The organism is Oscillospiraceae bacterium NTUH-002-81, from assembly GCA_032620915.1.
GTDB lineage: Bacteria > Bacillota > Clostridia > Lachnospirales > Lachnospiraceae > JAGTTR01.
On sequence record CP136052.1, the window covers coordinates 1771982 to 1793644 of the forward strand.

Consider the following 21663-nt stretch of genomic DNA (forward strand, 5'->3'; position numbering starts at 1 on the left):
TTTTCCACAGGTTTTCTTATAATATAATAGAAGAATTTGTAATAGCGTCAATGCATTGCATTGGCGCTATATTATGCTGCGTGGCACCCGAAGGAAGCTGTCCGGAGGCGGGTCTGGCAGGCAAAAAAAGGTCGGGCGCAGCTTTTTGGTAAGTGAGGAGAGAAGGCAGGTATGAGCAAAGGGACAACATATGATGCGGGAAGTATTTCTGTGCTGGAAGGCCTGGAGGCGGTGCGAAAACGCCCGGGCATGTATATCGGCAGCGTTTCCAGAAAAGGACTGAACCATCTGATCTATGAGATCGTGGACAATTCCGTGGACGAGCATCTGGCGGGATTCTGCGATCACATTGAAGTTTTTCTGGAAAAGGATGGATCGGCTACCGTCATCGACAATGGCCGCGGCATTCCGGTGGATATGCATGAGAAAGGGGTTTCCGCAGAGCGGCTCGTATTTACAACCCTCCATGCGGGCGGCAAGTTTGACGACTCCGTGTACAAGACTAGCGGTGGTCTGCACGGCGTGGGTTCCTCTGTTGTCAACGCCCTGTCCCGGTATCTGGACATTGAGGTGAGCCGGGATGGATGGGTGCATCATGACCGGTATGAGCGGGGTATCCCGACGCAGGAACTGGAAAACGGCCTGCTGCCCAGGCTTCGCAGGACGAAGGAGACCGGAACAAAGATCAATTTCCTGCCGGATGACGAGATCTTTGAAAAGGTACGGTTTAAGGCGGACGAGGTGAAAAGCCGTCTGCATGAGACCGCTTACCTGAACCCGAAGCTGACCATTGTGTTTGAGGATCGGCGGATGGAGGAGCCGGAGCGGATCGTGTATCACGAGCCCGACGGTATCATCGGTTTTGTCAAAGACCTGAATAAAAATAAAGAAGTGCTCCACGATGTGATCTATTTCACAGGGACCAGTGATGGCATCACCGTGGAAGCGGCGGTGCAGTATGTCAATGAATTCCATGAAAACGTGCTGGGCTTCTGCAACAACATTTACAATGCCGAGGGCGGCACACACATTACCGGCTTCAAGACAACGTTTACGGCGGTGATGAACAACTATGCCCGGGAACTGGGCATTTTGAAGGAAAAGGATGCCAATTTCACCGGCGCGGACATCCGAAACGGCATGACGGCGGTCATCTCCATCAAGCATCCGGCGCCCCGGTTTGAGGGACAGACAAAGACGAAGCTGGATAACCAGGATGCGGCCAAGGCCACCGGCAAGGTGACCGGCGATGAGATCGTGCGCTATTTTGACCGGAATCTGGAAACACTGAAAATCGTGCTGGGCAGTGCGGAGAAAGCTGCCAAGATCCGCAAAACCGAGGAGCGGGCCAAGACCAACCTGCTGACAAAGCAGAAGTATTCCTTTGATTCCAACGGCAAGCTGGCCAACTGCGAGAGTCGGGATGCGAAGAAATGTGAGATCTTCATTGTAGAGGGAGATTCTGCCGGCGGCTCTGCCAAAACAGCCAGAAACCGGCAGTTCCAGGCGATCCTGCCCATCCGCGGCAAGATTTTGAACGTGGAGAAAGCCAGCATTGACAAGGTGCTGGCCAACGCGGAGATCAAGACGATGATCAATGCCTTTGGCTGCGGCTTTTCCGAAGGCTACGGCAATGATTTTGATATCACCAAACTCCGCTACGACAAGATCGTGCTCATGGCCGATGCGGACGTGGACGGGGCTCACATCTGCACCCTGCTTTTGACATTATTTTACCGGTTTATGCCGGAGCTGATCTACGAGGGGCATGTGTATATCGCCATGCCGCCTCTTTACAAGGCCATCCCTTCCCGGGGACAGGAAGAGTATCTGTACGATGACAAGGCACTGGAGCGGTACCGGAAGCGCCACAAGGGGCCTTTTACCCTGCAGCGGTACAAAGGTCTCGGTGAGATGGACGCCCAGCAGTTGTGGGAGACCACGCTGAATCCGGAGACCCGGATCCTGAAGCTGGTGGAGATCGAGGACGCCAGAATGGCCTCCGAGGTGACGGAGATGCTCATGGGAACGGAAGTGCCGCCCCGCCGGACGTTTATTTATGAACACGCGTCGGATGCGCAGCTGGATGTCTAAGGAGGAAGCGTTATGCAGGAACAGATTATCAAAACAGAATATTCCGAGATCATGCAGAAATCGTACATTGATTATGCCATGAGCGTTATTATTTCCCGGGCGCTGCCGGATGTCCGGGACGGTCTGAAACCGGTACAGCGCAGGACCCTTTATGATATGTATGAGCTGGGCATCCGCTATGACCGGCCTTATCGAAAAAGCGCCCGTATCGTGGGCGATACCATGGGTAAATACCATCCCCACGGGGACAGCTCCATCTATGATGCCCTGGTGGTCATGTCCCAGGATTTCAAGAAGGGGCTGCCGCTGGTGGACGGCCACGGCAATTTCGGCTCCATTGAGGGAGACGGGGCGGCTGCCATGCGATACACGGAGGCCAGACTGGCCAAAGTGACCCAGGAGGTTTTTTTACAGGATCTGGACAAAAATACCGTGGAATTTATGCCAAACTTCGACGAGACAGAGCGGGAGCCCACGGTGCTGCCGGTGCGGATCCCCAATCTGCTGGTCAACGGCGCGGACGGCATTGCCGTCGGTATGGCTACCAGCATTCCGCCCCACAATCTGGGGGAAACGGTGGACGCGGTCATCGCCTACATGGATAACGAGGCCATCACCACGGAACAGCTGATGCAGTATATCCAGGGGCCGGATTTCCCCACCGGCGGTATTGTGGTGAACAAGGATGAGCTGCTTTCCGTCTATGAGAGCGGTGTGGGCAAGATCCGTATCCGGGGCCGGGTGCAGGTGGAGGCCGAAAAGGGCGGCCGGCAGAAGCTGGTCATCACCGAGATCCCGTACCCCATGATCGGTGCCAACATCGGCAAGTTTTTGAATGACATCTGTGCGCTGGTGGAGACGAAGAAAACGTCGGATATCGTGGATATCTCCAACCAGTCGTCCAAAGAGGGCATCCGCATTGTGCTGGAGCTGAAAAAGGGCGCAGATGTGGAAAATCTCAAGAACCTTCTATATAAAAAGACCCGGCTGGAGGATACCTTCGGCGTGAACATGCTGGCGGTGGCAGACGGGCGGCCGGAGACCCTGGGCTTAAAAGATGTGATCCGTCACCATGTGGAATTCCAGTTCGAGCTGGCAGGCCGGAAATATGAGACGCTGCTGGGCAAGGAGCGGGAAAAGCGGGAGGTGCAGGAAGGCCTCATCAAGGCGGTGGATGTCATTGATGTGATCATCGAGATCCTCCGGGGCAGCAAAAACCTCAAGCAGGCAAAGCAGTGCCTCATCGAGGGTGAGACCGAGGGCATCAAATTCCGTACCCGCAGCGCGGAAAAGCTGGCGAAGAGCCTGCATTTTACTGAGCGGCAGGCAACAGCCATTCTGGAAATGCGCCTGTACAAGCTCATTGGCCTGGAGATCGACGCCCTGCAGAAGGAGCATGCGGCAACCATGAAAAACATTGCCACCTACGAGGATATTTTGAACAATTACAGTTCCATGGCAGCAGTCATCAAAAAAGACCTGCTGCAGATCAAGAAAAGAATATGCACAGCCCCGCCGGACTTCCATTGAAAATGCCCAGGCGGCTGTTTATGAGGAAAAGAAACCGGAGGAGGCCGAGGTGGTCATCCTTATGGATCGGTTCGGATACATCCGCAGCGTGGATCCGTCCACCTACGAGCGCAACCAGGAGGCTGCCCAGGCGGAGAACCGCACCATCCTCCGCTGCATGAACACCGACCGGCTGGCAGTATTTACAGACATTGGCCGGATGCACACGGTGAAAGTCAGCGACCTGCCTTTGGGCAAGTTCCGGGACAAGGGCATCCCCATCGATAACCTGAGCAATTACGACAGCACCCAGGAGCAGATCCTTTGCGTGGCACCGGTGCAGGAGATGAAATTGAAGAAGCTTTTGTTTGTCACTGCCATGGGCATGTGCAAGCTGGTGGACGGCGAAGAATTTGACGTGGCCAAGCGGACGGTGGCGGCCACGAAATTATTGCCGGAGGACAAGCTGGTGAGCGTGGAATGTCTGGAGGATCAGGGCCAGATCGTGCTCCAGTCCGCCCAGGGCGTGTTCCTGAAATTTGCGCTGGAAGAGATCCCGGAGAAAAAGAAGGCAGCGGCCGGTGTCCGGGGCATCCGCCTGGCGGAAAATGACCGGATCGAGCAGGTGTATCTGCTGGTTCCGGGCATGGATGTGGCCATCAGCTGGAAGGACAAGGAGCTGCTGCTGAACAAGCTGCGGCTGGGCAAGCGGGACACCAAGGGTGTGAAAGTGAGAGGGTAATAAAAAGGCTTGCATTTCCTTTCGGGAAGTGTTAGAATGAAAAATATGATAAAGGTAACTAGATGAGAGTGGGCGAAAGTCCACTCTCATTCCGTGTAGAGAAAAAAACAGAGAAAGAGAGCATGAAGGAGGTGTGCATATGACGAAAAGAGAAATGATCGAGCAGAAAGCGGAGGAACTGATCACGCCTCTGATTGAGGAACACCATTTTGAACTGGTGGATGTGGAATATGTAAAAGAAGGGGCCAACTGGTATCTGAGAGCCTATATTGACAAGCCCGGTGGCATCAACGTAGATGACTGTGAGGTTGTCAGCAGAGCCTTTTCTGATCTTCTGGATGAGAAAGATTTCATCGACGATGCCTATATCCTGGAGGTCAGTTCCCCGGGACTGGGCCGTCCGTTAAAGAAGGATAAGGATTTTAAGAGAAGCGTGGGCGAAGAAGTGGAGATCCGCTTATATCGTGCCCAGAACCATCAGAAGGAATTTACCGGCATCTTAAAAGCCTGGGATGCAGATACCGTCACCATCGTGACCGATACAGAAGAAGAGCAGACATTCGCGCGGGCAGACATCGCGCTGATTAGGTTGGCATTTGATTTTTAGCAACAGTTCAGTCATGACAAACGAAGAACAGCGGCCGTGCTTGCACGGAGAGCTGAGCGAGTGCAGGCATGAACGGAGCGCCGGAAAATGAGCAAAAATGAGCTGCAAAGCAGCGGAAAGCATCGAAGATGCGGTTTTGCGAATGGCGCGTCTGAACTGTTGCGTAAAGATGAGAACGATTAGAAAAAGAGATGAGACAGGAGGATAAATATCATGAACAAAGAATTGATTGAAGCTTTGGATATACTGGAAAAAGAAAAAAATATCAGCAAGGACACCCTTTTGGAGGCCATTGAGAATTCCCTGCTGACAGCCTGTAAGAACCATTTCGGCAAGGCTGACAACGTCCATGTGAACATCAACCGCGAGACCGGTGATTTTGCAGTATATGCGGAGAAGACCGTTGTAGAAGAGGTAGAGGATCCGGCAGAGCAGATCGCGCTGGAGAAGGCAAAGATGATGGATTCCCGCTATGAGGTGGGCGACATTGTGAACGTGGAGATCAAGTCCAAGGAGTTTGGCCGGATCGCCACTCAGAATGCCAAGAACGTGATCCTGCAGAAGATCCGCGAGGAAGAGAGAAAAGCACTGTTCAATCAGTACTATGGAAAAGAGCGCGACGTGGTGACCGGTATCGTGCAGCGGTATAACGGCAGAAACGTCAGCATCAATCTGGGCAAAGCAGATGCCGTGCTCATGGAAAATGAGCAGGTGAAGGGCGAGGTATTCCGTCCCACCGAGCGTATCAAAGTATATATCCTGGAAGTGAAAGACACCACCAAGGGGCCGAAGATCCTTGTGTCCAGAACCCATCCGGAGCTGGTAAAGCGTCTGTTCGAGTCTGAGGTGACAGAGGTTCGGGACGGCACCGTAGAGATCAAGAGTATTGCCAGAGAGGCCGGTTCCCGTACAAAGATCGCCGTATGGTCCAACGACCCGGACGTGGATCCGGTGGGAGCCTGCGTCGGCATGAACGGTGCCAGAGTCAACGCCATCGTCAACGAGCTGCGAGGAGAGAAGATCGACATCATCAACTGGAGCGACAACCCGGCCATCCTCATTGAGAATGCATTAAGCCCGGCCAAGGTCGTATTCGTTATGGCAGATGACGAGGAGAAGACCGCCAAGGTCGTTGTGCCGGATTATCAGCTGTCTCTTGCCATCGGTAAGGAAGGACAGAATGCCCGTCTGGCAGCCCGCCTGACCGGTTTCAAGATCGACATCAAGAGCGAGACCCAGGCAAGAGAGATCGAGGGCTTCATGGAAGAGTTCGATGAGAACGAGGAGTACGAGGAGTACGAGTATCCGGAAGGATATGACCCGGAGGCCGGGTACGAGGATGCACCGGCTGACGGCGAAGGCTATGAGGAGCAGGGAGAGAACGAAGATACAGAAGCATAATCCGGGAAAAAATGCAGGCATGATAAATGAAGCGGGGAGTGAGAGAATATGAGTACGACGGTCAGAAAGGTTCCGATGCGCCAGTGCACCGGCTGTCAGGAGAGGAAGAACAAGAAGGAGATGATCCGGGTTCTGAAAACGGCAGAGGGGGAGATCACACTGGATGCCACCGGCAAGAAAAACGGCAGAGGGGCATATTTGTGCCGCAGTATGGACTGCCTGGAAAAAGCAGTGAAAAACAAAGGTCTGGAGCGCTCCCTGAAGGTGAAGATCCCTTCTGAGGTTTATGACGCACTGAGGGAGGAACTGAAATGCCTGTAATGGAGAAAAAGGTGCTGTCCCTTCTGGGGCTGTCCGCCAAATCAGGAAATCTGGTGAGCGGCGAGTTTTCCACCGAGAAAGCGGTAAAGGAGCATAAAGCTGCCCTCGTGGTGGTGGCAGAGGACGCATCTGATAATACAAAAAAGAGTTTCAGTAACATGTGTGCCTATTATCACGTGCCGATGATTGTTTTCGCAGACAAAGAGACACTGGGGCATGCCATCGGAAAGCAGTTCCGGGCATCGGTAGCGGTGACACAGGACGGCTTCGCCAAAGCGATACTGAAGCTTACGGAAAGTGACAACTGAATATAGGAGGTAGTGAATGTGTCTAAAATAAGAGTACATGAACTGGCAAAAGAATTAGATAAACCAAACAAAGACATTATGCAGATACTCAGCGACAACAAGATCGAAGTCAAGAGCCATATGAGCACCCTGACAGAGGATGATGTGAAGCTGGTGAAAAATTATTACCATAAACAGACTACAGCAGGGAAGGAAGAACCGGCAGGAAAGATGGAAGAGAAGAAAGAAACAAAAGAAGTGAAGAAAACAACAGAGACCGGTGCCGCAGCACCGGCCAGACCGGAAGGCCAGGTCGTTCGGAAAAAGAAATATGTTTCCGTGTATAATCCGCAGAACAGCCGGACCAACCTGAAACCGCCGATGGGCGTCAGAAACGGCGCCTCCAACCGCCCGGCAGGCGCAGCAGCTGCAAGACCGGCTGCGGCACCGGCAGCAAAGAGTGAGACTGTGAAGGCAGAAGCACCGAAGGCAGAGACACCGGCAGCAAAACCGGCTGCGGCAAAAACAGAGGCGCCCAAGGCAGCTGTGACACCGGCAGCAGAGGTACCGGCAAAGACAGAAGGGGCAGCGAGAACAGAGAGCCCGAAGACGGATCGTCCCGCAGGTAGCCGTCAGGAGGGCGACAGACCGTACGGCAACCGTCAGAACGGAGACAGACCGTATGGCAACCGCCAGGGCGGCGACAGACCGTATGGCAACCGTCAGAACGGAGACAGACCGTACGGCAACCGTCAGAATGGAGACAGACCGTACGGTAACCGCCAGGGTGGAGACAGACCGTATGGCAACCGCCAGGGCGGTGACCGGCCCTATGGCAATCGGCAGGAGGGCGACAGACCGTACGGCAACCGTCAGAACGGAGACAGACCATATGGCAACCGCCAGGGTGGAGACAGACCGTATGGCAACCGTCAGGATGGAGACAGACCCTACGGCAACCGGCAGGGCGGCGAGAGAAGTTTTGGCGGCAATCGGCAGGGCGGAGACCGCAATTTCGGCGGCAATCGCCAGGGCGGTGGTTCCTTCGGCGGCAACCGTCAGGGAGGCCAGGGCGGCTTCCAGGGACGTTCCGGCGGACGCGGCGGCAATAACGATGACCGGGCAGCACTGGATCGGGCAGCACTGGATCATGCAAACGCAGAGCGCGCCAACAGCGAAAAGCGCGCTTACAAGGAGAAGGCCAACAGAGAACGTCAGAACCGGGAGCGCAAGGAGCAGGAGAGAGATAACCTGACAAATCTGAAGAACAAACCGAAGAAGAACGGTTTCCAGATGCCCAAGCCGGTGGAGAAGAAGGAAGACGAGATCCGCACCGTTACCCTTCCGGAGACACTGACCATCAAGGAACTGGCAGATGCGCTGAAGGTACAGCCCGCAGCCATCGTCAAGAAGCTGTTCCTGCAGGGCGTCATGGCAACCGTAAACCAGGAGATCACCTACGAGAAGGCAGAGGAGATCGCCCTGGAATACAACTGTATCGCAGAGCCGGAGGAAAAGGTAGATGTGATCGAGGAGCTGCTGCGGGAGGACGAGGAAGATGAGAAGGATATGGTTCCCAGACCGCCGGTAGTCTGTGTCATGGGTCACGTAGACCATGGTAAGACTTCCCTTCTGGATGCCATCCGTCACACGAACGTCATCAGCGGTGAGGCCGGTGGCATCACCCAGCACATCGGTGCATCCGTCATCAAATACAACGGACAGCGCATCACCTTCCTGGATACTCCGGGACATGAGGCATTTACCGCCATGCGTATGCGTGGTGCCAATTCCACGGATATCGCCATCCTGGTCGTTGCAGCAGACGACGGCGTGATGCCCCAGACCATTGAGGCTATCAGCCATGCCAAGGCAGCAGGCATTGAGATCATCGTTGCCATCAACAAGATCGATAAGCCCAGTGCCAACGTGGACCGCGTGAAACAGGAGCTGTCCGAGTACGAGCTGATCCCGGAAGACTGGGGCGGCAGCACCATTTTCGTACCGGTGTCCGCCAAGACCGGCGAGGGCATCGACACCCTGCTGGAGATGCTGCTTCTGACCGCAGAGATGCATGAGCTGAAAGCCAATCCGAAGCGGGAGGCAAGAGGTCTTGTCATCGAGGCAGAGCTGGATAAGGGCAAGGGCCCTGTGGCTACCGTTCTCGTACAGAAAGGTACGCTGCATGTGGGCGATCCCATCGCGGCAGGCGCCTGCCACGGTAAAGTCCGTGCCATGATGGATGATAAGGGAAGAAGAGTGAAAGAGGCAGGCCCGTCCACTCCTGTGGAGATCCTGGGACTTTCCGATGTGCCCAATGCAGGCGAGATTTTCGTTTCCCTGAAAACAGAGAAAGAGGCAAGAAGCTTTGCCGAGACATTTATTTCTCAGGGCAGAGAGAAGCTTCTGGAGGACACCAAGTCCAGAATGTCTCTGGATGATCTGTTCAGCCAGATCCAGGCCGGTAATGTCAAAGAACTGAATATTATTGTAAAAGCAGATGTACAGGGTTCCGTGGAGGCCATCAAGCAGAGTCTTGTGAAGCTGTCCAATGAGGAAGTCGTTGTCAAGATCATCCACGGCGGCGTGGGTGCCATCAACGAGTCCGATGTGAGCCTGGCATCCGCATCCAACGCCATCATCATCGGCTTTAATGTGCGTCCGGATGCAACCGCGAAGAATATCGCAGAGCAGGAGGGCGTAGACCTGCGTCTGTACCGTGTCATCTACAATGCCATTGAGGATGTGGAGGCTGCCATGAAGGGTATGCTGGATCCGGTCTTCGAGGAGAAGGTCATCGGTCACGCAGAGGTACGTCAGCTGTTCAAGGCTTCCGGCGTGGGTACCATTGCCGGTTCCTATGTGCTGGATGGTTCCTTCCAGAGAGGCTGCAAGGTACGTATCACCAGAGAGGGCGAGCAGATCTACGAGGGCGAGCTGGCATCTCTGAAGCGGTTCAAGGATGATGTGAAAGAAGTAAAAGCTGGTTATGAGTGTGGTCTGGTATTCGAGAAGTTCAACGATCTTCAGGAGCTTGACCAGGTAGAAGCGTATATTATGGTGGAGGTACCGCGCTAGAAGGCTGCCTCCGAAGGAGGACGACAACATGAGAAAGAACAGCATTAAGAATACAAGGATCAATGGCGAGGTTTTAAAAGAGCTGAGCAACATTATCCGCGGTGAGATCAAGGATCCCCGCATCCACCCCATGACATCTGTCGTGGCGGTGGAGGTGGCACCGGATCTGAAAAGCTGTAAAGCATATATCAGCGTACTGGGCGACGAAGCGGCACAGAAGGATACCCTGGCAGGCTTAAAGAGTGCGGAGGGCTACATCCGCACGAAGCTGGCGCATACGGTAAACCTGAGAAATACACCGCAGATCCGGTTTATCCTGGATCAGTCCATCGAGTACGGTGTCAACATGTCCAAGCTGATCAACGACGTGAACAAAGACGTGGTGCGGGAGGCTGAGGAAGAACAGGAGCGTGCGACGGACAGTGAAGAACTTTAATGCATTGGAAGCGTGTCTTGCGGGTGTGAAAAGCCTGGCCATCGCAGGCCATGTGCGCCCTGACGGGGACTGTGTGGGCTCCTGCATGGCGGTTTACAATTATGTGCGGGAAAATATGCCCCAGATCCAGGTGGATGTGTATTTGCAGGAGATCCCGGAATCCCTGGATTTCCTGAAGGGAACAGAGGATATTCACCATTCCTGTGAAGAAAATAAAACCTACGATGCGTTCCTGGCGCTGGACTGCGGCGACCGGGAGCGCCTGGGAGCGGCTGTCCGCTATTTTGACAGCGCGAAAAAACGCATTTGTGTGGATCACCACATCAGCAACACCGGGCTGGGCGAGCAGTATGTCATCGATCCTGCGGCCTGTGCCACCTGTGAGATCTTATACGAACTGCTGAATCCGGAAAAAATGAGTCTGGCAGTGGCGGAAGCGCTGTATACCGGTCTTATCAACGATTGCGGCGTGTTCCAGTACAGCAATACCACGCCGAAGACCATGCGGATCGCGGCAAAGCTGATGGAGAAGGGCGTGCCCTTTACGCGGATCATTGAGGAAAGCTTTTATCAGAAAACGTACCTGCAGAACCAGATCCTGGGCCGGGCACTGATGGAAAGCATGCTGGTGTGCGACGGACAGGTGATCGTCAGCGTCATCCGCAAAAAGGATATGGAATTCTATGGCGTGGACTCCCGGGATCTGGAGGGCATTGTCAGCCAGCTGCGCAACACCAAGGGCGTGGAGGTGGCGATCTTCCTCTATGAGACAGCGATCCAGGAGTACAAGGTGAGCATGCGTTCCAACGGCGCGGTGGATGTGAGCAAAATTGCAGTATACTATAACGGCGGCGGCCATGTGAAGGCAGCCGGCTGTACGATGCAGGGCTCTATCCATGATGTGATCAACAATCTGACCGGGCATATCGCCAGACAGCTTGACGGGGAGCGCAGATCGTGAAAAGCGGAATCATCAACGTATATAAAGAAAAAGGCTTTACCTCCTTTGACGTGGTGGCGAAGCTGAAAGGTATTTTAAGGGAGCGCAAGATCGGCCATACCGGGACATTGGATCCGGATGCGGAGGGCGTGCTGCCGGTGTGCGTGGCCAAAGGCACGAAGCTGTGTGCCCTTCTGACGGATCAGGATAAGGAATATGAGGCGGTACTGCTGCTGGGCCAGGTCACCGATACCCAGGACTGCTCGGGCACGATCCTGGAGGAACATCCGGTGACGGTCAGCGAAGCGGCCGTGCGGGAAGCGGTGCAGAGCTTTGTCGGCGCCTATGACCAGGTGCCGCCCATGTACTCGGCGTTAAAGGTCAACGGCAAGAAGCTGTATGAGCTGGCACGAAAGGGTGTGGAGGTGGAACGCGCGGCAAGGCGGGTGACCATCCATTCCATCGATATCCTGTCGGTGGAGCTGCCCCGGGTGCGGATGCGGGTGCACTGTTCCAAGGGCACCTATATCCGGACACTCTGCCAGGACATCGGCGAGAAGCTGGGCTGCGGCGGCTGTATGGAGTCGCTGCTGCGCACCCGTGTGGGCCGGTTTGGCCTGGAGGAAGCATACCGTCTGTCCGAGATCGAAGCTTATGCGAAAGAGGGACGGGCAGAGGAACTGATTCTGTCCTCCGACCAGCTGTTCCTGGACGATCCGGCGCTGTCCGTGCGGCCGGAGCTGTACCGGTTTGCGGACAACGGCAATGTGCTTTTGCCGGAGCATTTCACGGAAATGCCGGGAGAACTGGCGGACGGACAGCAGGTGCGGGTCTATGGCCGGAACCAGGGTTTTACCGGGATTTATGAATACAGAAAAAGCCGGGGGGATTTTCATCCGGTGAAATTATTTTTGGAGTGAAAAAACATGGAATATATAAAAGGGACAACCGATTTTTCCATTGAAGAGCCGTCTGTGGTGACCATTGGAAAATTTGACGGACTTCATGTGGGCCATCAGAAGCTTCTGCATCTTGTGTGCGAGAAAAAGAAAGATGGCGTAAAAGCAGTTGTTTTTACCTTTGATGTACCGCCGGGCGCGAAGCTGTCCGGCAAGGGCATGGACACGCTGGTGACCAACGAGGAGCGCTGCCAGATGCTGGAGGAACAGGGCATCGATTATCTCATCGAATGTCCTTTCGTGCCGGAGATCATGTCCATGGAGCCGGAGCGTTTTGTGGAAGAGGTACTGGTAGGCAGACTGAAAGCCAGATATATCGTGGCAGGGACAGACTGCGGGTTCGGCCATAACCGGAGAGGCGACTATAAGCTGCTGCAGAAGCTGGCACCGGTATACGGCTATGAAGTGGATATTGTGGAGAAGGTGCAGTATCAGGGCCGGGACATCAGCAGCACCTATGTGCGGGAGGAGATCGCCAAGGGGAATATGGAGCTGGCAGATTTCCTGCTGGGCTACACATACCGCATCAGCGGAACGGTGGAACACGGCAACCATCTGGGCGGTACAAAGCTGGACATGCCCACTGCCAACCTGTTCCCGCCGGAACACAAGCTGCTGCCGCCCAACGGCGTGTATGCCACGAAGACCATCGTGGATGGCAAACGGTATGAGGGCATCAGCAATATCGGCACGAAGCCTACGGTCAGTGAGGGCAACGCCAGAGGCATAGAGACCTTCCTGTTCGATTTTTCCGGTGACCTGTACGGCAAGAATATCACGGTAGAGCTGTACACCTTTGAGCGGCCGGAGATGAAATTTGCGTCTCTGGATGAGCTGAAAGTACAAATGCATAAAGATATGGAATTTGGGAAGAAATTTTTTGCAGAAAAAGCGAACCGATAAAAACTGCTTGTAACTTTTGAAAGAATATATTAAAGTATTAACTGTAAAATTGTAAAGTTTGGGTAAAAAATATATTCTGTTACGGCAGATAAAAGGAGAGAACATGGACATAGGGATTGTATTATCACTGATGGGCGGTCTTGGATTTTTCCTGTACGGCATGAAACTGATGAGCGACGGTCTGGAGAAGGCAGCCGGCGCAAAGCTTCGCGGAATTCTTGAATTTTTCACAAAGAACCAGCTGATGGGTACGCTGGTGGGTATTGTGTTCTGTGCGATCATCCAGTCTTCCAGTGCCACGACAGTCATGGTCGTCAGCTTTGTAAACTCGGGACTTATGAACCTGTATCAGGCGGCCGGTGTGATCATGGGTGCCAATATCGGTACGACGATCACCTCGCAGCTGGTAGCCTTTAACCTATCGGAGGTAGCACCGGTATTTCTGATGGCCGGTGTCATCATGGTGATGTTCTGCAAGAAGCCCGTCGTCAACAAGATCGGAGAAGTCATTCTCGGCTTTGGCGTGCTTTTCATGGGACTGAGCATCATGTCCGGCAGTATGTCGGATCTGCGGAATTCTCCGCTGATCGTCAATGCACTTTCGACTTTGAACAACCGGTTCCTGGCGATTTTTATCGGATTTCTGATTACAGCGATCATTCAGAGCTCTTCCGTAACCGTCAGCATTCTGCTGCTGATGGCGCAGCAGGGACTTCTGGGCCTTGGTATCTGTTTTTATGTGATCCTGGGCTGTAATATCGGTGCCTGTACGTCGGCGCTCCCTTGCTTCCTTAAGCGGAAAGAAGGATGCCAAGCGTGCGGCAATGATCCATTTCCTTTTTAACGTGTTCGGTACGATCATCATGGTGGTGATCCTGTCGCTGTTCGGCGGCTGGGTGGAATCTACCATCATGGCAGTATCCGGCGGCAATATCGGCAGATGTGTGGCAAATGCCCATTCCTTCTTCAAGATTTTCCAGGTAATTGTGCTGTTCCCCTTTGCGAAGCTGATCGTAAAGGCGACCTACCTGGTTGTGCCCGGTGAGGATAAGAAGACGGATGACAGTGAGTATCAGCTCATGTACATCGGCCGGAAGAACATCTTTTCCCCGGCAACGGCTGTTGTGGAAGTGACAAGAGAGCTGGAGCGCATGGGACAGATGGCTTCTGAGAACCTGAACAGAGGCATGAACTGCCTGATCACCCTGGATGAGGAAGACATCACGAAGGTTTATCAGGTGGAAAAATATATTGACTATCTGAACCACTCCATCACGGATTATCTCGTGAAGGTGAGCCAGATGACCATTCCGGTGGATGACGCCAAGAGCATCGGCGGCCTGTTCCATGTGGTCAACGATATCGAGCGGATCGGTGATCACGCGGAGAATCTGGCGGATGCGGCCAAGATGCGGATGGAGGAGAATGTGACGTTCAGCAAGGAGGCCCAGCATGAGATGGGCGAGATGCTGGAGCGCGTACTGACCATCCTGCGGTATTCCATTGATATGTTTTCTCACAACAACCGGGAGCATATGGAAGAGATCCTGGATCTGGAGGAGCACATTGACGAGATGGAGCGGCAGTATCAGCAGTCCCACGTAGACCGTCTGACGAGAAATGAATGTACCCCGGAAGCGGGTATGATTTTCTCAGATGTGATCTCCGGGCTGGAGCGTGTGGCAGACCATGCTACCAATATCGCGTTCTCTATTCTTGATGAAGATCAGGAGTAACAGGAGGTGCCGATGAAAACATGGAAACAGCCGGTCTGTCTGTTACTGGCAGGCGCGGTATTGTATACAGGAACTTCTCTGGACGTGCAGGCGTCCGGCTTTCGGGCCGGTATGACGGCGGTGATGGAGGAGCTGACCGAGCATACATCTGCGGATGAAGCGGTGGACATGATCGACGGCGTGCTCAATCCGCAGACAGGAATGGAAGAGAGCTACGGCTATACGAATCTGGGCGTGGCCAACGTACAGAATCATCTGAACATCCGAAAGGAGCCAAAGGAGAATGCGTCTCTGGTGGGTACCATGGTAAAAAACAGCGGCTGCGAGGTGCTGGAGACCACCGACGACGGCTGGGCAAAGATCAAATCCGGCAGAGTGGAGGGTTATGTCAGCATGGAATATCTGCTTACCGGCGAGGAGGCACATGCCCGGGCAGCGGAGGCGGCCATGACCATGGCGACGGTGAACACCACCACGTTGAAGGTGCGGTTTGAACCCAGCGTGGAGTCCAAAGTGCTGACCCTCATCCCCATCGGCGAGGAGCTGGTGGTGGAAGAGGAGCTGGATGAATGGATCAAGGTGACGGTGGATGAGGACGAGGGCTATGTATCCAAGGAATTTGTGGATCTGGCGCTGGAGCTTCCCAAGGCGGCAACCCTGTCAGAGGTGACCGGGGTATCGGACAACCGTTCCTCCCTGGTGGCTTACGCCAAGCAGTTTATCGGCAATCCGTACGTCTGGGGTGGAACCAGCCTGACCAAGGGCGCCGACTGTTCCGGCTTTGTACTGAGTGTATATAAGAAATACGGCATCAGCCTGCCCCATTCCTCCAAGGCCCAGGCCAACTGCGGCACAAGGATCAAGGCATCGGCGGCGAAGCCGGGTGATCTGTTCTTCTATGGCAAGAACGGTTCCATCAACCACGTAGCCATTTACATCGGCGGCGGACAGGTGGTACATGCCAGTTCCAGGAAGACAGGCATCAAGATTTCCAATGCATACTACCGGACACCGATCTGTGTGGTATCATTATTGAAATAAATCCTTTACATGTGGGGAAGAGTGTGCTATACTTTCCAGGTATGAGTTTAGCCGATATTCAGAGACCGGACACTCCGACCTCTCTCTTAGTATTCGGCGGTCTATCAAATTTATTTAAGGAGGTTGCTACATTATGATAGCAAAAGAGAAGAAGCAGGCCATTATGGCAGAGTATGGAAGAACACCGAACGATACCGGATCACCGGAGGTTCAGGTTGCAGTTCTCACAGCAAGAATTCAGGAGCTCACTGAGCACTTAAAGAATCATCCGAAGGATCATCATTCCAGAAGAGGTCTTCTGAAGATGGTTGGTCAGAGAAGAGGCTTACTGGCATACCTGAAGAAAACTGATATTGAGAGATACCGTGCTTTAATTGAGCGCTTAGGACTCAGAAAGTAATTGAAAATTTAAGGGCGGAAGAGCATTCCGCCCTTATTTTACGCAAGCTTCTTTTGTTACTGAAGGATCGGATTATGTGTGGAAGAATGGTCCGAGACCACTGAAAAGAGCAGGAAGGCTCCTGGGTTTTTCAGTAGTTTCGGGATCTTCTGCCATAATCGAAAATTTTCAAAATTTATGGAAAAGGAGACGAACAAATGTACAAGAGTTTTTCAATGGAACTGGCCGGAAGAACACTGACTGTTGATGTTGGCAGAGTGGCGGCGCAGGCAAACGGTGCAGCATTCATGCACTACGGAGACACCACCATTCTTTCCACTGCAACCGCTTCCGAGAAGCCCAGAGACGGCATTGATTTCTTCCCTCTGAGCGTGGAGTATGAAGAGAAATTATACGCTTCGGGAAAGATACCCGGAGGTTTCAACAAGAGAGAGGGCAAGGCATCCGAGCATGCGATCCTGACATCCCGTGTCATCGACCGTCCCATGCGTCCGCTGTTCCCGAAGGATTACCGCAATGACGTGACCCTGAACAACCTGGTGATGTCTGTGGATCCCGAGTGCGCACCGGAGGTTGTTGCCATGCTTGGTTCCGCTATCGCAACGGCAATCTCTGACATCCCGTTTGACGGCCCCTGCGCCATGTGTCAGGTAGGCATGATCAACGGTGAGTTTGTATTCAATCCCAGCTATGCGCAGGACAAACTGTCCGATCTGCATCTGACTGTTGCATCTACCCGTGAGAAAGTGATCATGATCGAGGCAGGCGCCAACGAAGTGCCGGAGGCAAAGATGATCGAGGCCATTTTTGCAGGTCATGCGCTGAATCAGCAGATCATCGAGTTTATTGACAAGATCGTTGCCGAGTGCGGCAAAGAGAAGCACAGCTATACCAGCTGCGCGGTTCCGGAAGAGCTGTTTGCAGCCATCCGTGAGATCGTAACCCCCGAGCAGATGGAAGAGGCTGTATTCACAGATGTGAAGCAGGTTCGTGAGGCCAACATCAGCGCCATCAAGGATCGGCTGGCAGAGGCTTTTGCTGATAACGAAGAGTGGTTGGCCGTTCTGGATGAGGCTGTTTACCAGTACCAGAAGAAGACCGTCCGCAAGATGATTCTGAAAGACCACAAGCGCCCGGATGGAAGAGCCATCAACCAGATCCGTCCGCTGGCAGCTGAGATCGATATTATCCCGAGAGTACACGGTTCTGCCATGTTCACCAGAGGACAGACACAGATCTGCAACGTGACCACACTGGCACCGCTTTCCGAGGCACAGAGACTGGATGGCCTGGACGAGACCGTAACCTCCAAGCGTTACATGCATCAGTACAACTTCCCGTCCTACTCCGTAGGCGAGACAAAGCCCAGCAGAGGACCGGGACGTCGTGAGATCGGCCACGGTGCACTGGCTGAGCGTGCGCTGCTGCCGGTACTTCCCTCTGAGGAAGAGTTCCCTTACGCCATCAGAAGCGTATCCGAGACCTTCGAGTCCAACGGTTCCACTTCTCAGGCAAGTGTGTGTGCATCCTGTATGTCCCTGATGGCTGCAGGTGTGCCCATCAAAAAGCAGGTAGCAGGTATTTCCACAGGTCTGGTGACCGGAGATACCGATGATGATTATATCGTACTCACCGATATCCAGGGCCTGGAGGACTTCTTCGGCGATATGGACTTCAAGGTGGCAGGTACCCATGACGGTATCACTGCGATCCAGATGGATATCAAGATCCACGGCCTGACCCGTCCGATCATCGAGGAGGCCATTGCCCGCACGAAGGAAGCAAGAGAGTACATCCTCAACGAGATCATGACACCCTGCATCGCTGAGCCGAGAAAAGAAGTAGGCAAGTATGCACCGAAGATCGTACAGATCATGATCGATCCGGCCAAGATCGGCGATGTGGTTGGCCAGAGAGGCAAGACCATCAACACCATCATCGAGCGCACCGGCGTGAAGATCGACATCACAGACGATGGCGCAGTATCCATCTGCGGCACCGACAAAGAGATGATGGACAAGGCAGTAGACATGATCCGCATCATCACCACCGACTTTGAGGCAGGACAGATCTTCACAGGTACTGTTGTCAGCATCAAGGAATTCGGCGCTTTCATCGAGTTCGCTCCCGGCAAGGAGGGAATGGTACACATTTCCAAGATCGCCAAAGAGAGAATCAATCGCGTAGAGGATGTTCTGACCCTTGGTGATCAGGTAACCGTTGTTTGCCTGGGCAAGGACAAGATGGGCAGAATCAGCTTCTCCATGAAAGATGTCGGCAAGGATGTCACCAAGCTTAAAGACGATGACAGAGACAGACGTGACAACAGAAGAGATAACAGAGACAGAAAGCACGCAGATCACGAGTAAGCGCATCAGCGGCTGAAAAAGCAGGATATGGCCTGCGGGTTCCTTTTCGGAGGAATCCGCGGGCTTCTCTTTTTTTGCAGAAAAATCATGCTATAATGATGTGAGCAAAAGAAAAGGAAGCGAAAAGCCATTATCGAACGAACGGAGGATATTTTATGAAGTTGATTTCCTGGAATGTGAATGGCCTGCGTGCCTGTGTGCAGAAGGGCTTTTTGGAATATTTTCAGCAGGTGGATGCGGATGTTTTCTGCATTCAGGAGAGTAAGCTGCAGGAGGGACAGATCGACCTGGATCTGCCGGGATATCACCAGTACTGGAATTATGCGGTGAAGAAGGGCTATTCGGGCACGGCCATGTTCACGAAGCAGGAGCCGCTGTCGGTGTCCTACGGCATCGGCATGGAGGAGCACGACCAGGAGGGCCGTGTGATCACGGCGGAATTCCCGGAATACTATGTGGTGACGGTGTACACGCCAAATTCCCAGAATGAGCTGGCGCGACTGCCGTACCGGATGCAGTGGGAGGAGGATTTCCTCGCGTATCTGAAAAAACTGGAGGAGAAGAAGCCGGTGATCTTCTGCGGTGACCTGAACGTGGCGCATCGGGAGATCGATCTGAAAAATCCCAAGACGAACCGGAAGAATGCCGGATTTACCGATGAGGAGCGGGCAAAGTTTTCTCATGTGCTGGAATCCGGGTTTATTGACACGTACCGTTATTTTTACCCGGATCAGGAGGGCGTCTACAGCTGGTGGTCGTACCGTTTCAAGGCAAGAGAGAAGAATGCAGGGTGGCGCATCGACTATTTCTGCGTGTCAGAGAGCCTGAAAGACCGGCTGGTGAGAGCTTCCATTCATACCGAGGTGACAGGCTCAGACCATTGTCCTGTGGAACTGGTTATCGAGTGATAACAAATGAGAGAGAATGGTAAGATGGGCCGAGGAAGGATAGACAGAGAACGATGAATTTACTGACAGCAGAACAACTGACAAAAGCATACGGAGAGCGGAAAATTTTCGATGAGGCGGATTTTTCCATTCAGGAGGGAGAGAAGATCGGGATCATCGGTGTGAATGGCACCGGCAAATCTACCCTGCTGAAAATTCTGGCCGGGCAGGAGGAATGCGATGACGGGCAGATCACCATGGGCAATAATCTGAAAATCGCGTATCTGCCCCAGACGCCGGTGTTCGAGCAGGGAGATACGGTGCTGGAAGCGGCGCTGAAGGGCAATGTATCCGCATCCGCAGATGACCGGTGGACGAGAGAGGCGGAGGCCAAGGCCATGCTCAATGAGCTGGATCTGACGGATTTTGACCAGCCGGTGGAGCAGCTGTCCGGCGGACAGAAGAAGCGGGCGGCCCTTGTCCGGGTGCTGATGAGCGAAGGGGATATCCTGATCCTGGACGAGCCCACCAACCATCTGGATCACGAGATGTCCCAGTGGCTGGAAAATTATCTGCTGAAATTCCGGGGAGCTATTGTGCTGGTAACTCATGACCGGTATTTTCTGGATCGGGTGGTGACCCGGATCGTGGAGATCGATCATGGGAAATTTTACAGCTATCCAGGCAGCTATTCCCGGTTTGTGGAGCTGAAAGCGGAGCGGCAGAATATGGAGATCGCCACGGAGCGGAAACGACAGAGCATTCTGCGCACGGAGCTGCAATGGCTCATGCGGGGGGCCAGAGCCCGTTCCACCAAGCAGAAAGCCCATATCCAGCGCATTGAACAGATGCAGGAGATCCAGGCACCGGATGTGGCGGAACAGAAGGTGGAGATGAGTTCCGTGGCCTCCCGTCTGGGGCGCAAGACCATCGAGGCGGAACATATTTCCAAGTCTTATGACGGCAAGGTGCTGTTTGATGACTTTTCCTATATTTTCCTGAAAGGTGACCGGATCGGCATTGTGGGCAGAAACGGCTGTGGCAAAAGTACGCTTTTGAAGGTGCTCACCGGCAATCTGCCGCCGGATAGCGGCAGTGTGGATTTTGGAAGCACAGTAAAGATCGCCTATTTTTCCCAGGAAAATGAAGCGCTGGATGAGCGGCTGAAGGCCATCGAGTATGTGCGGGAGGGGGCCGAATACATTCGGACGAAGGACGGCGTCATCACGGCCTCTGCCATGCTGGAGCGGTTCCTGTTTGACGGGGAGAAGCAGTGGACGCAGATTTCCCGTCTGTCCGGCGGAGAGAAGCGGCGGCTGTATCTGCTGCGTCTGCTCATGGAAGCGCCCAATGTGCTCATTCTGGACGAGCCCACCAATGACCTGGACATCCGCACGCTGACGGTGCTGGAGGACTATCTGGACGAGTTCGAGGGCATTGTCATCACCGTATCCCATGATCGGTATTTTCTGGATCGGGTGGTGCGCAGAATCTTTGCCTTCGAGGGCGGCGGACAGGTGCGCCAGTATGAGGGCGGCTACTCGGATTATGACGCCGTGCGCACCCGGGAAGGGCGAAATCCGGAGGACAGTGACAGTGTTGACGGGAAAAACAGCAGAACCGGCGCGGTAGACGGCATTGACCAGGCGGAAACGGGAAACAGCGAAGCAGCTTCCAAACGGCCGCCCCGGGAGAAAAAGTTAAAGCTTTCCTATAAAGAGGAGCGGGAAGCGGCAGTGATCGACGATGAGATCGCGGCGCTGGAGGAGAAGATTCAGGATCTGGAAGAGCAGATCTCCTCCAATGCCAGCAATTTTGTAAAATTAAATGAACTGATGGCGCAGAAGGCCCAGGCGGAGGAAGCGTTGGAACAGAAAATGGACCGCTGGGTGTATCTCAACGATCTGATGGAACAGATTGCGCGGGAACGGGCAGAAAAGAAAGGGTGATCAG

Annotated in this window: 15 protein-coding genes and 2 pseudogenes; all 17 read left to right on the forward strand. The window is 53.8% G+C overall.

Annotation, left to right across the window (positions count from 1 at the left end; all coding sequences use genetic code 11):
* Window positions 1-171: 171 nt before the first annotated feature.
* Window positions 172-2094 (forward strand): DNA gyrase subunit B, encoded by a 1923-nt coding sequence (locus RJD28_08555; GenBank protein WNV59496.1) that lies wholly within the window; start codon window positions 172-174, stop codon window positions 2092-2094.
* 12 nt (window positions 2095-2106) lie between these two features.
* Window positions 2107-4345 (forward strand): annotated as a pseudogene (locus RJD28_08560) (DNA topoisomerase (ATP-hydrolyzing)).
* Between the two features lie 139 nt (window positions 4346-4484).
* Window positions 4485-4952 carry a ribosome maturation factor RimP gene (gene rimP, locus RJD28_08565; GenBank protein WNV59497.1) on the forward strand — a complete coding sequence of 156 codons (468 nt, stop codon included), beginning with the start codon at window positions 4485-4487 and terminating at the stop codon, window positions 4950-4952.
* A 213-nt stretch (window positions 4953-5165) separates the two neighbouring features.
* Window positions 5166-6353 carry a transcription termination factor NusA gene (gene nusA, locus RJD28_08570; GenBank protein ID WNV59498.1) on the forward strand — a complete coding sequence of 396 codons (1188 nt, stop codon included), beginning with the start codon at window positions 5166-5168 and terminating at the stop codon, window positions 6351-6353.
* Between the two features lie 48 nt (window positions 6354-6401).
* Window positions 6402-6674, forward strand: coding sequence for a YlxR family protein (locus tag RJD28_08575; GenBank protein ID WNV59499.1), 273 nt, complete (start codon window positions 6402-6404; stop codon window positions 6672-6674).
* Entirely contained in the window at window positions 6665-6982 is a 318-nt protein-coding gene (locus RJD28_08580; protein WNV59500.1) for a ribosomal L7Ae/L30e/S12e/Gadd45 family protein, read from the forward strand. The genes RJD28_08575 and RJD28_08580 overlap by 10 nt, the downstream gene beginning before the upstream one ends.
* A 27-nt stretch (window positions 6983-7009) precedes the next feature.
* Window positions 7010-10039 carry a translation initiation factor IF-2 gene (infB, locus tag RJD28_08585; GenBank protein ID WNV59583.1) on the forward strand — a complete coding sequence of 1010 codons (3030 nt, stop codon included), beginning with the start codon at window positions 7010-7012 and terminating at the stop codon, window positions 10037-10039.
* Between the two features lie 28 nt (window positions 10040-10067).
* A complete protein-coding gene (rbfA, locus tag RJD28_08590; GenBank protein ID WNV59501.1) occupies window positions 10068-10475 on the forward strand; it encodes a 30S ribosome-binding factor RbfA in 408 nt (135 codons plus the stop codon).
* A complete protein-coding gene (locus RJD28_08595; GenBank protein WNV59502.1) occupies window positions 10450-11436 on the forward strand; it encodes a bifunctional oligoribonuclease/PAP phosphatase NrnA in 987 nt (328 codons plus the stop codon). The genes rbfA and RJD28_08595 overlap by 26 nt, the downstream gene beginning before the upstream one ends.
* On the forward strand, window positions 11433-12335 hold the full coding sequence (truB, locus tag RJD28_08600; GenBank protein WNV59503.1) for a tRNA pseudouridine(55) synthase TruB: 903 nt from the start codon (window positions 11433-11435) through the stop codon (window positions 12333-12335). The genes RJD28_08595 and truB overlap by 4 nt, the downstream gene beginning before the upstream one ends.
* Window positions 12336-12341: 6 nt before the next feature.
* Window positions 12342-13277, forward strand: a complete 936-nt coding sequence (locus tag RJD28_08605) for a bifunctional riboflavin kinase/FAD synthetase (protein WNV59504.1) — start codon at window positions 12342-12344, stop codon at window positions 13275-13277.
* 103 nt (window positions 13278-13380) lie between these two features.
* Window positions 13381-15013 (forward strand): annotated as a pseudogene (locus RJD28_08610) (Na/Pi cotransporter family protein).
* A 12-nt stretch (window positions 15014-15025) separates the two neighbouring features.
* Window positions 15026-16054, forward strand: coding sequence for an SH3 domain-containing C40 family peptidase (locus RJD28_08615; GenBank protein WNV59505.1), 1029 nt, complete (start codon window positions 15026-15028; stop codon window positions 16052-16054).
* 133 nt (window positions 16055-16187) lie between these two features.
* On the forward strand, window positions 16188-16454 hold the full coding sequence (gene rpsO, locus RJD28_08620; protein ID WNV59506.1) for a 30S ribosomal protein S15: 267 nt from the start codon (window positions 16188-16190) through the stop codon (window positions 16452-16454).
* A gap of 197 nt (window positions 16455-16651) precedes the next feature.
* Window positions 16652-18823 (forward strand): polyribonucleotide nucleotidyltransferase, encoded by a 2172-nt coding sequence (locus RJD28_08625; protein WNV59507.1) that lies wholly within the window; start codon window positions 16652-16654, stop codon window positions 18821-18823.
* Window positions 18824-18978: 155 nt separating this feature from the next.
* Entirely contained in the window at window positions 18979-19731 is a 753-nt protein-coding gene (xth, locus tag RJD28_08630; GenBank protein WNV59508.1) for an exodeoxyribonuclease III, read from the forward strand.
* 53 nt (window positions 19732-19784) lie between these two features.
* The gene (locus tag RJD28_08635; protein WNV59509.1) at window positions 19785-21659 is read left to right on the forward strand and encodes an ABC-F family ATP-binding cassette domain-containing protein; all 1875 of its coding nucleotides are present in this window, start codon (window positions 19785-19787) and stop codon (window positions 21657-21659) included.
* The last annotated feature ends 4 nt before the right edge of the window (window positions 21660-21663 follow it).